At 70.7% G+C, this 13,899-nt stretch carries 11 protein-coding genes; 4 read left to right on the forward strand and 7 right to left on the reverse strand.

Translation table 11 applies throughout. The annotated features are described in order from the left end of the window. Positions 1-113: 113 nt before the first annotated feature. The 7 genes from JOC24_RS20175 to JOC24_RS20205 all read right to left on the reverse strand — a co-directional run bounded on the left by JOC24_RS20175 (position 114) and on the right by JOC24_RS20205 (position 9,166). Positions 114-1,154 carry a glycoside hydrolase family protein gene (locus JOC24_RS20175; protein ID WP_205021736.1) on the reverse strand — a complete coding sequence of 347 codons (1,041 nt, stop codon included), beginning with the start codon at positions 1,152-1,154 and terminating at the stop codon, positions 114-116. 28 nt (positions 1,155-1,182) lie between these two features. Further along, positions 1,183-2,463, reverse strand: coding sequence for a TRAP transporter large permease subunit (locus JOC24_RS20180; protein WP_205021737.1), 1,281 nt, complete (start codon positions 2,461-2,463; stop codon positions 1,183-1,185). 4 nt (positions 2,464-2,467) lie between these two features. After that, positions 2,468-3,070, reverse strand: coding sequence for a hypothetical protein (locus JOC24_RS20185; protein ID WP_205021738.1), 603 nt, complete (start codon positions 3,068-3,070; stop codon positions 2,468-2,470). Next, positions 3,067-5,196 (reverse strand): hydantoinase/oxoprolinase family protein, encoded by a 2,130-nt coding sequence (locus JOC24_RS20190; protein ID WP_205021739.1) that lies wholly within the window; start codon positions 5,194-5,196, stop codon positions 3,067-3,069. Before JOC24_RS20190 ends, JOC24_RS20185 begins: the two co-directional genes overlap by 4 nt. Before the next feature lie 159 nt (positions 5,197-5,355). After that, entirely contained in the window at positions 5,356-6,966 is a 1,611-nt protein-coding gene (locus JOC24_RS20195; RefSeq protein ID WP_205021740.1) for an FAD-dependent oxidoreductase, read from the reverse strand. A gap of 122 nt (positions 6,967-7,088) precedes the next feature. Next, complete coding sequence (locus JOC24_RS20200) at positions 7,089-8,210, reverse strand: LacI family DNA-binding transcriptional regulator (protein ID WP_205021741.1); 1,122 nt, start codon at positions 8,208-8,210, stop codon at positions 7,089-7,091. A gap of 218 nt (positions 8,211-8,428) precedes the next feature. Beyond that, complete coding sequence (locus JOC24_RS20205) at positions 8,429-9,166, reverse strand: SDR family oxidoreductase (RefSeq protein ID WP_205021742.1); 738 nt, start codon at positions 9,164-9,166, stop codon at positions 8,429-8,431. Between the two features lie 707 nt (positions 9,167-9,873). Here JOC24_RS20205 and JOC24_RS20210 point away from each other — a divergent pair. The 4 genes from JOC24_RS20210 to JOC24_RS20225 all read left to right on the forward strand — a co-directional run bounded on the left by JOC24_RS20210 (position 9,874) and on the right by JOC24_RS20225 (position 13,878). Then, the gene (locus JOC24_RS20210; protein WP_205021743.1) at positions 9,874-10,998 is read left to right on the forward strand and encodes a hypothetical protein; all 1,125 of its coding nucleotides are present in this window, start codon (positions 9,874-9,876) and stop codon (positions 10,996-10,998) included. A gap of 362 nt (positions 10,999-11,360) precedes the next feature. Next, complete coding sequence (locus tag JOC24_RS20215) at positions 11,361-12,266, forward strand: ABC transporter ATP-binding protein (RefSeq protein WP_307792736.1); 906 nt, start codon at positions 11,361-11,363, stop codon at positions 12,264-12,266. Then, positions 12,263-13,063, forward strand: a complete 801-nt coding sequence (locus JOC24_RS20220; RefSeq protein ID WP_205021744.1) for an ABC transporter permease — start codon at positions 12,263-12,265, stop codon at positions 13,061-13,063. The genes JOC24_RS20215 and JOC24_RS20220 overlap by 4 nt, the downstream gene beginning before the upstream one ends. Positions 13,064-13,074: 11 nt before the next feature. Next, positions 13,075-13,878: an ABC transporter permease gene (locus JOC24_RS20225; protein ID WP_205021745.1), complete on the forward strand. Its 804-nt coding sequence runs from the start codon at positions 13,075-13,077 to the stop codon at positions 13,876-13,878. Positions 13,879-13,899 lie beyond the last annotated feature (21 nt).

Raw genomic sequence — 13,899 nt, forward strand, 5'->3', positions numbered from 1 at the left:
GAAGTTACCGGACCGGCTCCGCGACACGGGGAGGGGCGCCGGACATCCGGCCACAGGAACGCTGCCGCCCCCGTCCGGGCCCGGACGGGGGCCCTGGTGTCAGCCGTGCGGACTCACTGCTTTGCCCGCGCCAGGGCGATCGCGCCCTGGAGCCGCTCACCGGCTTCGTAGATCATGTACGGCACGCCGTTCTCCGTGCCGAAACTCGGCGACGCCGTACGCCCGTTGTCCGGGGCACCGCTCATCGAGTCGTGGAAGACGCCCAGGTGGTCGCGGCGGGAGAAGTCCTTGCCGACCTCGGTGATCAGCACGTCGCCGCCGCTTCCCCTGTCCGTGTTGTAGACGACGTACGCGCTGCCGCCACGGGTGAGCAGGTGCGGCCCGCCGACGTTCACCGCGCCCACGTCCGAGTGCTTGACCAGCGGCTTCTGGTCGAAGGTCCAGCTGCGGCCGTCGGCCGACCAGCCCCAGGCGATGTCACGGTGGTTGGTCGTGTTGTTGAGCATGAACAGCATCACGTACCTCGCACCGCGCGAGGGCAGGTCATGACGGAACACCCGGGCGTACGACGTCTCGGTCGTGCCGGTGGGCATCATCGAGGTGGAGAGCACCACCTTGTCGTACGTGAAGTGGATGCCGTCCTTGGAACGGGCCAGACGGGTGGTGGTGTTCTCGCCGTGGAAGTACAGCCACATCTCCTCGGCGTCCTCGTTCCACAGGACGTGCGGCGAGGAGACGTGACTGACCTTGTAGTGCGGCTGCCAGTCGTTGGCGACGACGGGATTGTCCGGGTACTCGGTGAACGGACCCTCCAGCGAGTCGCCGTACGCCAGGCAGATGCCGCCGGGCGCGTCGTGCGGCGCGTAGTAGAGGTGGAACCGTCCGAGTGCGCCGCTCACCCGGCCCACCGTGCCCCGGACACAGGGGAAGATGATCTCGCCGGTCGGGTTGTACGCGAGGTCCGACGGCTTCAGCAGCGTCCTGACGTACGCGTAGTCGGGGAAGCCGCCGGGCGCTGCCGCGGCGGCCCCCGCCGTGCCTGCGCCGACCGCGAGGACCGTGCCGGTGGCCGCCGCACCGCGGAGGAAGACGCGGCGCGAGAGGTGAGCGGAGTGGTCGGGACCGTGCTGGGGTGTGTCGTGCGGCTCGTTCATGTCTGTACTCCGTCCCGGAAGGTGGATGTCAGAGATGTGTGGCGGCGGTGACGCAGAACCCGCCGAGGGCGACCGCCCACACGTAGGGAAGGGTGCGCACCATGACCTGCTGCGGGCCGACGCCCGCGTACTGGGCGCTCCACACGGTCTGGGTGCTGGTCGGGTCGGACACGCCGAAGACCTGGTTGTACGAGGCGGCGAGGCCGAGCACGGCGACGGCGGGGTAGATGCCGGCCGCGATGAGGACTCCGGCGATGCCCGCGCCGAGGCCGTACACGTTGAGGGGACCGCGGTAGAGGCACAGCGGGACCAGCGCGGTGAAGACGAGCACGAACAGCACCGGGTTCTGCGGGCTGACGGCCTTCACCAGCGGTTCCAGTGCGGCGATCGCGCCGGGCAGTTTCACCGCGGCGAGCAGGATGCCGATGGCGACGAACAGCGCGATGGGCGGCGCCGCCACCTCGAACCCGCCGTACAGGGTGCGCAGCAGACGCTTGTTCATCTCGCGCGGCCGGGTCGTGGTGACCAGGGCGTAGAGCACGCCGGCCAGCAGGGAGGGGATGATGGCGACCTCGAGACCGAGGGCCAGGACCAGCGGCACGACCGGGGTGACCAGGGCGTACCAGGGGGCGTCGCCGAGCCGCGCACGCCGCGAACCCGGCCTCTCGCCTGCCGTCCTCAGCGACCAGGCGTGCTCGACGCCCCGACGGCGGGACTCGATCAGCACGAAGGCGACGGCAGCGACCAGAGCCAGGGGGAACAGCTTCACCATGAAGCCGCGCACGGTCTCCACCGGCAGGTCCAGGGCCGTGGAGAAGAACTGCCAGATGGGCAGTTCGAACGGGACGCCCACGGCGATGCCCATCAGGATGGTGCCCGCCGCCGTCACCTTCGGGATGCCCACGGCCACCATCGCCGGGATACCGATGATGCCGGCGAGCATCGCGGCCGGTGCCGAGCCCGTCACCGTGCCGATCAGCGCGGACACCGCGAGGACGCCGAGCGCCACGACCGTCGGCCGGTCGCCGCCGAACTCCACGATCTTCCGGACGATGGTGCCGGCGATGCCGGTCTCGTCGAGGAGTTTGCCGAGCCACGATCCGAGCAGCACCGCGATCATCGTGGAGGCGAGCATCGGAGCACCCTCCTGGAGGACCGTGTCCAGGACGCTCTCCTCGCCGGCCGGCGGCGCCCCGGCGACGAACGCGATGACGACGCCCAGCAGCACGAGGGCGAAGGCGGTGGGGAGTTTACGGGTGAGCATGGCGGCGACACCGGCCGCCATGACGATCAGGATGACAACGCCCATGGCGCTACTTCTCTCTCTGGGTCACGGCGTCGGCGAGCGCGGCCGTGAGGTGCAGGGGACTGCGGCCGAGCCCGCAGACGGTACGGGCGTAGGCGTGGGCGGCGATCTCCTCCGCGCCCGCCACGTGCCCGTGCAACCGGAACCGGCCGGCGCGCAGGACCACATGGCCCAGGGCGTGCTTCAGCGCGGCCTTCGCCGGACCGTGGTGGAGCTGTTCGTGCACGGCCTCGTGGGCGAGTGCCGCCTCGCGCACCGAACCGCGCGGGTACCAGTGACGCCAGCCCCGCGCGTCGATCAGCGCCTCGGCCGCCGCGAGCGTGTCGGTGTAGAGCTCCACGGCCGGTGCGGGCCGCGAGGTGTAGCGGGCCAGCAGGCCGCGTTCCAGTCCGTCGGCGCGCTCGGTGATCCTGGCCCGGCACGGCACGGGTGCCAGCGCCGCTCCGAACGCCTCGGCCGTACGCGCCCAGTGGCGCAGCAGTTCCGGATCGCGGCCCTCGTGGGTCGGGGTCGAGGCCAGCAGTCGCACCGCGAGGCCGAGGTCGTCGTCGGCCTCCCACGGGGCCGCCGCGGGCGGCGTCCTCGGGTCCGTGCTCCCGGCGCGGCTCACGCCCGTACCTCCAGCACGGCGACGACCGGCTCGTCGGCGCCGCGGGAGTTCAGCTCGCTGCGGGCGAGCGCGAGCAGCGGCTGCGGGTCGAGCACGCCCGACAGGTCCGCGATCCGGGAACCCAGCAGCAGCCGCACGGCCGGGGCCCGGACCCCGCCGTCGCCGTACGACGTGGTCTCGCGCACCAGCCGGGCCAGCACCTCGGGTGCCTCGGCGACCCGGGTGGTCTCCACCCGCGCGTCGGAGACGTGCAGACGGATCACCCCGTCGGCGTCGACGATCCGCACCGGGTGCCGGGTGGTGCGCAGGCGGCGCCGGACCTCGGTCCCGTACACCGTGTGGGCGGAGGTCCCGGCGAGGACCGTGACCCGCGACGGGTCGGTCCGGAGACTGGCCGCCGCGGTGCGCAACCGCTCCGCCCCGTCCGCCCGGTGCGCCCGGTCCCGGGTGCGCAGTTCGGTGGCACCGGTGGCCACGGCCCGTACGGTGCTCGTCTGCGGGTCGACGGTGACCTCGACCTCGACCCCGTCGGCCGCGGCTCCCTGCGCGAGGACGGCGGCCTCCGCCTCGGCCCGTACGGCGAGTATCTGTTCCTGCCCCGCGCCCGGGATGATCCGCTCGATCTGCTCCCGCACCAGGGCGAGCGCGACACCGATGGGACTGATCACCTCGCTGTGCCGGGCGATGCGCCCCTCCAGGCCGCTCACCTCGGCGAGGTGCGGGGTGACGGACGCGGCGCCGCCACCGCCACCGACGAGCAGGGCGGTGTCCTTGTCCAGGCGGTAGTCCCGGATCATCGCGTTGACGACCGTCCTGACCTGGGCCGTCCCGGCGTCGAGCAGCCGGGTCGCGGCAGTGGCGGTGTCCACGCCGAGGGCCGCGGCGAGCGGCGCGAGGGCCGCCGCGGCGACCTCCTGGTCACAGCGGGCGAAGTCGCCCTCGGGCACCCGGCCCAGGGCATTGGCCGCACACGTCATGGTGATCGCGAAGCGTCCGCCCGCCGCGTCGATGACCGCGTAGTCGTCCGGGTCGCCCGCCATCGGCCGGACCGTGGTGAGCGTCGCGTCCCGCAGCTCCTCCGCCGAGGCGAAACACGCGTAGGGCAGGCCGGCGATATGGGCGCTGCGCGGTCCGACCCCGGTGACCTTGCCACCGCCGATCCGCGCCATGGAACCGCCGCCGACACCGACCGTGCGCACGTCCAGCGCGTTGAGGTAGGACTTCCGGCCGAGGATCGTGGCGTGCCGGACGGCCACCTTGCCCCGTCGCACGACGCTGATGTCGGTGGACGTGCCGCCGGTCTCCAGGAACACCCCCTCGCTGATCCGTTCCTGCATCAGCGCGCCCGCGACACCGGCCGCCGGGCCCGACAGGACCGTCAGCAGGGGCCGGCGCCGCATCTCGTCCAGCGACATCACCCCGCCGTCGCAGCGCATCACCATCAGCGGGGAGCTGACGCCCGCCTTGGTGATGGAGGCGTCGACGAGATCGGCGGTGGCGAGCATGCGCGGCAGGATCGCCGCGTTGACCACGGCGGTACGGGTGCGCTTGTGCAGCCCGTACAGGGAGGTGATCTCGTGCGCGGCGGTCAACGGCAGCCCGGTGTGGCGGGCGGCCTCGACGACGGCCTGTTCGCCCTCCGGCCGGTCGACCCCGAACGGCTCGGTGGCGACGATCACCTCGGCGCCGTCCCTGGCCAGGGTGTCGGCGGCGCGCCGGACGGACACCCTGTCATCCGGGTCGACGACATGGGCGTAGACGAGGGGAAGCGTCTTGCTCGGGGTGAGTTCGAGCTTGCCGAGCGCGGCGAGCCGGCGGGTGAGGACGGCGGCCGGGCCGCCGCCGATCCCGATCAGCCCGACGGTGGCGACATCGCCCTCCAGCAGGGCGTTGGTAGCCTGGGTCGTGCCGTGCGCGAGGAAAGCGACGTCCTCGGGCGCGCGGCCGGTCTCTGCCAGCAGACGGTCGAGTGCTTCCACGATGCCGTGGGCCACACCGTCTTCGTGATGGTGGCTGGTGGGGACCTTCACCTGTCCCAGGAGTTCCAGGGTCGTGGCGTCGACCGCCACGGCGTCGGTGAAGGTTCCGCCCACGTCGATGCCGACGCGTATGCGGTGAGTGGTCATGGTTGGGCACCTCCTTGTGCGGATCGGCGGTGCGCGGGCGGGCCGGGTGGGGCAGTTGCAGCTGTCCCGCCCGGCATCTCCGCGAGATGGAGCGTGGTGGGGCGTGTGGGGCGTCGTGCACGGCTCGTCACGGGCGGCCCGCCCGTTCCCGAACCGCTCTCAGTAGCCGCGTACGTCAGGCCAGTGGCGCTGCACCCCGTCCCGGTCGAGCAGCAGGGCGAACTCCTCGAACCGCTTGTCCTCGGCCTGGACCTGGTGGGGTTCGACCTTCTCGGAGACGCAGTGCGCGGCCAGCGCTCCGGCGACCTCGCCGATGTTCCATTCCACCGGGTGGAGCCGGTAGCAGCCGTTGGTGATGTGCGTCGTGCCGATGTTCTTGCCCGCGGGGAGGAGATTGCGGACCCGGCGCGGCACGAGCGCGCCGAGAGGGATCTCGAACGGCACCGAGCCGATGTCGATGTAGTTGTCGCCACCCGTCGAGGGGTGCAGGTCGATGCGGTAGTTGCCGACCCCCACGGAGTCCCGGTACGCGGTCCGTCCGTAGGGGCCGACGACGTCGATCGCCACGTCCTGCTCGGTGACGGTGGTGACGGCCTTGATCCGCCGCGACTCCCGGACGTACGGCGCCTTGGCGAGGCCGTCGGCCGTGCCCGTGATGTCGGGGCGCAGCCGCAGACCGGGGAAGCCGGCCCCGCCGTCCTCGCGAGGCGCTTCGGTCTGGAGCCAGTGGAGGACCGAGAGCGACAGCTGCCGCGCCTCCGACAGTGCCTGTGCCGAGGTCTCCGGGCCGCCGCCGACAAGCGGCTTCAACCAGTAGTCGTTGAGCGGCCAGTTGACCAGGGTGACGTCGGAGTCGAAGGCACCGGGGCGGTGCAGCCCGCGGGCGAGGATGCGGCGGAAGCCCCACAGTTCCTTGTCACCCGCGTCGGCGCTCTGGTCGGCGTTGACGGCGAGCGGGTCGATCTCCGGGTTCGGCACGAACGTACGCGGCACGGCTTCGAGCGAACGCGGGTCCGGGGCGAGGAAACCGAGGAGCGGGCCCGGCCAGAAGTCCGGCCGGTAGGAGCGCCAGAAGCCGTAGTCGGCGGGCCGCTCGATGACATGGTTCTCGCCCTCGTGGTGGGAGAGCGCGAAGCAGACGGTGATGCCCTGCTGGTTGAGGGGCTGCGCCTCCTCGGGGGCGTGCGGCTCCCCGAACTCGGCGTGCGACTCGGCGCCGATCGCGTGTTCCACGCCGCCGAGTTCGAGGAGTTCACCGGTCTCCGTGGCGTCGATGACGTACTGCGCCCGGATCGTCGTCCGGGTGCCGTCGCGCAGGCTCTCCAGCGTGACCGGGCCGATGACATCGTTGTCCGGCTCGACGGATACCGCCCGGTGCTCGGTCAGCAGCGTCAGCCGGCCCGACGCCCGGTGGGGAGCGATCATGCCCTCCAGGACGGCGAGAGCGACACGCGGCTCGTGGCAGAGCTTGCTGACCCGGCCGGCCCCCGGGTTGAGACCCGTCAGCGCGAGCGCCTCCGAACGCATCGGGTACCACCGGCGGTAGTAGTCGCGGATGCCCTCGCGCAGCGCGCGGTAGGTGGCCGTCGTGCCGAACTGCTCCACCCAGGGGTGCTCGTCCGGCGGAACGGCCTGTGCGGTGAGCTGTCCACCGATCCAGTCGGTCTCCTCGGTGAGGACGACGGTCCGGCCGGCCCGGCAGGCGGCCAGCGCGGCGGCCACGCCGCCCAGGCCGGCGCCGACGATGAGGATGTCCGGTTCGGGGATCACGATTCTCCTTGTGCGGTACGGGGACGTGCTGTGCGGTGGTGCTGTGGACGGCCCGGTGGGCCGGGAGCGTGGTCGCCGCGGGACCACGCGGCCCGGTGGTGCGGTGCGCACGGCCCGGGAGGTCAGTCGGGGGCCGGAAGCCCGCCGGGCGGTGGCCCCGCCGTGGCGCCGGGCCGGTAGGAGCAGGCCACCAGGGTCACCGGCCGTTCGGGGACGTCCTCCCCGGCGACGAGTGCGGCGAGCAGTCGGACGGCCTCCGCGCCCAGTTGCGCCCGGGGGATGTCGAATCCCGTGGGTGCCGGAGCGGGGGAGAGGTCGGGCGGCGGACTGCCGAGGACCGCCAGCGACACGTCGCGGGGGCAGTCCAGGCCGGCCTCGTGGGCAGCCGTGCTCAACGCCCGCCAGGCGGCGCCGCTGTCGGTCTCCTCGGCCACGAACGCGGTGACGCCGTCGGCCACCCACCTCCGCAGACGCTCCGGGGTGAGCGCACGTGCGGGGTCCGCGCTGCGGAGCACCGCCTCGGCCCCCGCGGGCAGCCCCGCCGCCCGCAGCCCCTCCAGGAAGCCCTGTTCACGGTCGGTGGAGGCGGGAGCCTCGTCGTCCTCGCGCACCAGGACGATGCGGCGGTGCCCGAACGAGGCGAGTTGCCGGACGACCTCACGGCTGGCGCTGACGTAGTCGGCACCGACCCAGGCGAGGCCCTCCGGTTCGTCCCTGCGGCCCAGGTGCACCACGGGGAAGCCGTCGTCCACGAGCCTGCGCAGCTCGTCCACCGGCGCATGGCGTCCGAGCAGGAGACAGCCGTCGGCGAGCCGCGCACGGTTCAGCGCGTGGGGGCCGTCGGCTCCCGCGCCGCCGGTGCTGGACCCGGTGAAGAGCACCAGGTCGTATCCGCGCGCGGCGGCCTCCCGCTCCACGCCGACCAGGAAGGGGTAGTACGAGTGCTGCACGTCGGTGGGGAAGGTCGCCGTGAAGCTGAAGACCCCGAGGAGGTCGTTGCGGGCGGCGGCCAGCCGCCGCGCCGCGGGGTCCGGTACGTAACCGAGGCTGCGGGCCGCGTCGAGCACGTTCTGCCGGGTCTCCTGAGAGATGACGGGGCCCTGCTTCTTCCCGGCCAGCACCAGGGAGACCGTCGCCTGCGAGACCCCCGCGAGCCGGGCGACCTCTGCCTGACGCGGACGCCCGGTGCGACCGGCCGGTGCGGGTGCCCGGCCCCGCCTGACCCGATTCGTGGGTTCCTCCACCGCTGCCCCTCCAGGTGCTAATGCGTATTACTGATGCGCATTGACGAGTACTGTGCGCGCGTCGGGATCGCGGGTCAAGAGTGGTGACACGACTTTCCCGGCCGAACCGGCGCCGCGGGGTGCGGCGTTACTCGGGTCCGGCCGGGCAGACGACCGGGCGCGCCCGTCGGGACGCGCCCGGTCCGTCCCACGACGGGGAGAGCCTGCGGTACGCGGCGCTAGATTCCGCCGGCCACCCGGAGCACGGCCCCCGTGGTGAAGGAGGCCTTGTCGGAGAGGAGCCAGGCGATGGCCTCCGCGATCTCGTCGGGCCGGCCCGGGCGCTTCATCGGGACGCGGACCGCGGTGCGTCGAGGGCGGTCGGGGTCGCCCATGGCGGCGTGGATGCCGGTCGTCACCGTGCCGGGCTGCACCGAGTTGACCCGGATGCCGTTCGTGGCGAGTTCCTTGGACAGGCCGATCGTGAGGGCGTCCACGGCCGCCTTGCTGGCCGCGTAGTGCACGTACTCGCCGGCCGAGCCCAGGGTCGCCGCGGCGGACGACACGTTGACGATGGATCCGCCGCCGGTCATGGTCATCACCCGGGCCGCCTTTCGGCAGCACAGCAGGGTGCCGAGGACGTTGGTGTCCAGCACCTCGCGGAACGCGTCGACGGAGGTGGACTCGAATGGGCTCAACTTGCCGGTGATCCCTGCATTGTTGACGAGACCGGTCACGGATCCCAGTTCAGCGGCGACCTCATCGAAGAGCCGCTCCACATCGTCCTCGGACGTGATGTCCGCGCGCACCGCGAACCCGTCGGAACCCGCTTGCCGCACGCGTTCCAGAACCGCTTGCGCGGCATCACCCGATTCACGGAAAGCGACACCGATGAGGTGCCCTTCCTGTGCCAGGCGCTCGGAGACGGCCGCCCCGATCCCTCCGCCGGCCCCGGTCACCACAGTCACGTTTCGCATGGCTGTTCCTGCCCTCCTGGTCGTTGCAACGGGCACACTATCGACCAGGAATCATCGGGTTCACTCATCGAGGACGCGGGCGGGCGAGTGTGGTCCCCGAATCGGACGGCGATGACGTGGGGCCGATGCCGACGCCCCCGCCGGTGGCGAACCCGCCCGTTCCGGCGCCGAGTTCGTCACTGCGGCGGCCCGTTCGCCGGCGAAGCGGCCGCCGGCCCCTTGTGCGCCCGTCCCGGCGGCTGCCCGACCGTGACCTCGGCCAGGGCCGTAAGCGCTCCAGGTCGCCGGCCGGACGGGACGACGGCGCACCCAGGCCGTCGGCCTCCGCAGTTCCACCCGTCGGTCACGCGCGCTCCGGGCGATGCCTTGCAACGGAGCGGATGCCTCCATTGGTACCGGCCTTCCCTCCCTGCAAAGGGGTGGACAACCGGGCGGTCTCTGTGCGTCCGGGGACCAGGTCCGTGCATCCCCCTCCAACTCACGCACACACCGTCAACGAGCCTGAAATCAAAGCGTTTCGGATCAATATGGTGCTGGTGACGGGGCGTAGGACCAAGCACCGAGACAACTGTTAGTGATCTGTTGACGACGCCTGGGGTTGGTGTTTAGATCGTGACCACCGAGACAGCCGGAGGGGTCGGAATCCTGATAAGGAATCTCGGTGGGCACCCGCCGAAGGCGGTGCGAAAGGGGGGGTCATGTCTGGTTTGCCTGTCTCGTTCACCAGTAATGTTGCCGACGACGATGCTGTGAACTCCATCGCCCGCCTGGACGTCGGTCCGGTCGGATTCGACAAGACGCATTTCGATGCCGCCGAATCGGCGGTCCGCGAGCATGGATTGTGGGATTCCTGCCATGGTGCGGTGATGGCGGGAAGTCTTTCGGTCGGGCTGGGGACCTCGACATCGGACGTCGATGTGTACGTGTTCGTCGACGAGGTTTCCAAAGGCAGGTCCCACCCCGTGCGGGACGGCATCCGAGTGGATGTCGAGCAGATCGCGATCGGCGAAATCCGGCAACTGAGCGAGAAGTTCAAGGCTTTCACGTCAATCGGGGAAGAGCGCTCACAGACGCACATGGACGAGAGCGCACTGAAGCTCGCGGTGCGTACGCGTCTGGGCGCCGTCCTGAAACCGGACGCCTTCGTCCAGGAGATCAGGCAGAACCTCGACCCCGGGGTGCTGCGACAGGTGTTGATGGCCCGCTCGATGGCCCTGCTCGGCGCCTACGTCGAGGACGTCCTCGGTGCGATCGAGGTGGGGGATATACCCACCGCCGTCTGCGCTTCGGGGATCGCGCTCGACATGGCCGCCGACGCCCTGCTGGCCGCATGCGGTGACGTGTACGTCTCCGACAAGCTGCGCCTGCGCAAGCTCGTCCGGGAGCCGAGGCTCAGGGAGTTCACCCGTATCTACTGGGACCTCCAGTACAACGGCCTGCCGCCGGACATGGACCCCGACCGCATCGTCCGGACGGTCCACTCCCGCCTGTGGCTGATCAACGCGATCGGATGTGCCTGCTTCCTGGATTTCTGGGAGCACGAGCCGGCCGAAAAGGTCACGCTTTCCGGCATCGACGGCCACGGCCCGGTGCGCAGCCCTTTCCACGTCCCGGTCCGCTATGCGGACGGATGTGGTCTGACGATTCAGAACTCGGCTTTCGACGTATCGGAAGACGCCCTGCGGCTGTGGTTCCTGCTCGACGGAAGGAGCCCCGACGCCGTGGTGAACGCGTTCGCCAAAGCGGTCGGCTCACCCGTCGACGAGGAAACTTCGCAGCAGATCCTCGACGCCATCGAGCAGTTCGACGGCCAGGGCCTCATTCATCATTAGCGGCTGCCTGCACAGGTTTCCGTCGTGATGTGTCGCAAGGCGCATTCGACGGGATTTCCGAGTAACCCGTCGCACATGGGAGGGGGGTGCTGAAAATGTTCAAGATCATCGTCAAGTCGTCCACGGTCAAGACCGTGAAGGCCGGCTGAAGCAGCTGCACCAAGTAACGGTGTGCCCGGCCGCAGTTCTCTGCAGGCCGGGCACCACCGCCTTTTGTTCACGATGGTCGTGGCGGAAGGCAGGAGAGCGATTCGAATGGAGGTATTGTGGCCGCAGTAGAGGTGGAAGACCTCACACGCACCTATACCACCGGCGCCTCGAAATTTCGTTTCCGGCGGAACGGAAGAACCGACCGTCAGGCTGTGAAAGGCGTTTCGTTCGACATCGGCGAGGGTGAGCTCTTCGGACTGCTGGGTCCCAACGGGGCCGGGAAGTCCACGACGATCAAGATCCTCTCGACTCTGCTGCTCCCGACCAGCGGGCGGGCCACCGTCCTGGGCCACGACGTCGTCAGCCACCCCACGGAGATCCGCCGACGGATCGGCTACGTGGCCGGCGGGGACAAGGGTCTGTACGAACGGCTCTCCGCCCGCGACAACCTGCGCTACTTCGCCGAACTCCACGGCATCACCGGGCGTGCCCAACGCCTCCGCCTCGCCCAGCTCCTGGAGACCGTCGACCTGGCCGACCGGGCAGATGACCGCGTGGAAGGGTTCTCGCGCGGCATGCGCCAGCGGCTGCACATCGCCCGGGGCCTGCTGAACGAACCGAGCGTGCTCTTCCTGGACGAACCGACCATCGGGCTGGATCCCGAGGCGTCCAGGGATCTGCGCAGCACCATCGGGACTCTGACCGGCCAGGGCACGACCGTCCTGCTCACCACGCACTACATGTACGAGGCCGACGAGTTGTGCGACCGCATCGCGGTCATCGCGCAGGGGCGGCTCGTCGCACTCGACACCCCGGGCGCCCTCAAGAAGGGCGTCGGCGACCGCACGGTGGCGACCGTCGAGGTCCGTGACGTCCCCGCGGCCGCACTCGACGAGGTACGGGCCCGGCCCGGCGTGCTCGACCTCACCGTGACGTCCACGCCCACCTCGCACGTCCTCGAGGTCCAGTGCGAGGACACCGCCTCCCTGGTCCCGGATCTCCTGCGCATCCTCGGCCCCGGGTTCATCACGCGGGTCGACACCCGCGAGCCGACCCTCGAGGACGCCTACGTCGCACTCGTGTCCCAGCCGTCGGACACCGCCGGAGCCCCCCGGTGACAGGGACCGGGACACGCGCCCGCACTCTGTACCTGCGAACTCTGCTGGTCTGCGGAGTCTTTCAGCTGCGCATGCTCCTCCAGTACAAGTTCTACGTCATCGCGGTGTTCGTCCAGCCGCTGGCCTTCGCCCTGATCCAGTTCGTCATGGTCGGGCACCGCCAGGACGCGGACGCCCTGGCCGGCGTGGCCGTGCAGGCCGGTCTGATGGGGATGTGGACGTCCACTCTCTTCGGCTCCGGCGGTGGGCTGAGCCGGGAACGCCGCTTCGGCACCCTGGAGCCCGTGGTGGTCGCGCCGACACCGCTGGCCGTCAACATCCTGGCCATCAGCCTGGCCACCGCCCTCATGGGTGTCATCTCCATGGCGGTGACGCTCCTCCTGGGCGGGCTCGTGTTCGACACCCCGATGGTGCCCGCGCGGCCCGGCGTCTTCGCCGCCGCCCTGGTCGTGGCCGTACTGGCCAACGCATGTCTCGGCTTCCTCATGGCCAACGCGTTCATCCTGTACCGCAACTCACTGGTCCTGACGAACCTGCTCGAGTACCCCGTCTGGGTCCTCTCCGGCCTGATGGTTCCCGTGGCCTTCCTGCCGCAGTGGTGCCGGCCGCTCAGCGAGGGCCTGTCGTTGACATGGGCGGGCCGGGCCCTCGGGCACGCGATGTCGGGGACCGGAGCGCCGGGCCGGGAGATCCTGTGGTGCGCGGTGACCGGCCTGGCCTGCCTGGGGCTCGCCCTGTTCTTCCTGCGTACGGTGCACGACGCCGTGCGCCGACGCGCCACCCTGAACCTGATATGAGGAGCGTCCGCATGAGCGCCGCGCGCAGGCTCGTCGCCGGCCTGCGGGTCACAGTGGTGGGGGGTGCCCTCTCCTACCGTGCCCTGATCACCTTCCTGTCGCCCCCGTTGTTCTTCGTGATGATGATCGCGTCACCCTTCTTCCAGATCGTGACGTTCTCCCTGCTCGGCCGCTACAGCGGCGCCCAGGACCCGGACTTCTACGTCGTGGGCACGGCGATCCAGGCATCCGCGATGGCCGGTATCTACGGCGCATCGCAGGCGGTCGCCAACGAGCGGGCCTTCGGGACGCTGGCCCATCTCCTGATCACCCCCGCGGGCCGCTTCTGGATCATGCTGGGACGGCTGATCCCCACCTCGCTCAACGGAGTCCTGGTCGCGGTCCTCGGCGTGTTCGGCGGCTGGGCTTTCCTGGGCCTGTCGCTCACTCCCTCGATCCTGTTGCCCATCGGTGTGGCGGCCGTGTGCGCGTCGACGTCCTGCGCGGGTCTGGGGCTGATCATCGGCGCCCTCGGACTCCGCTTCCGCGACATGTACTTCGTCACCAACGCCGCGCACCTGGTCCTGCTCATCGCCACCGGTGCGGCGATCCCGCTCACCCTGCTGCCCGGCTGGGTGCAGGGCCTGTCCCAGGTGGTCCCGATGGCACACGCCATCGCCATGGCACAGGACGCCGTGGCCGGGCGCCCGTACTCGCCGGTGCAGTCGGCGGGCGCCGAACTCGTGCTGGCTGCCGTGTACTTCGGCATCGCCCTGGTGGTGCTCACCCGCTCCGAACGGCTGAGCCGACGGCTCGGCACGCTGGAACTGGTATGACCCCCGCCGACCGGACCCCCG

Origin of the sequence: Streptomyces sp. HB132, assembly GCF_016909575.1 — a bacterium.
Classification (GTDB): domain Bacteria; phylum Actinomycetota; class Actinomycetes; order Streptomycetales; family Streptomycetaceae; genus Streptomyces.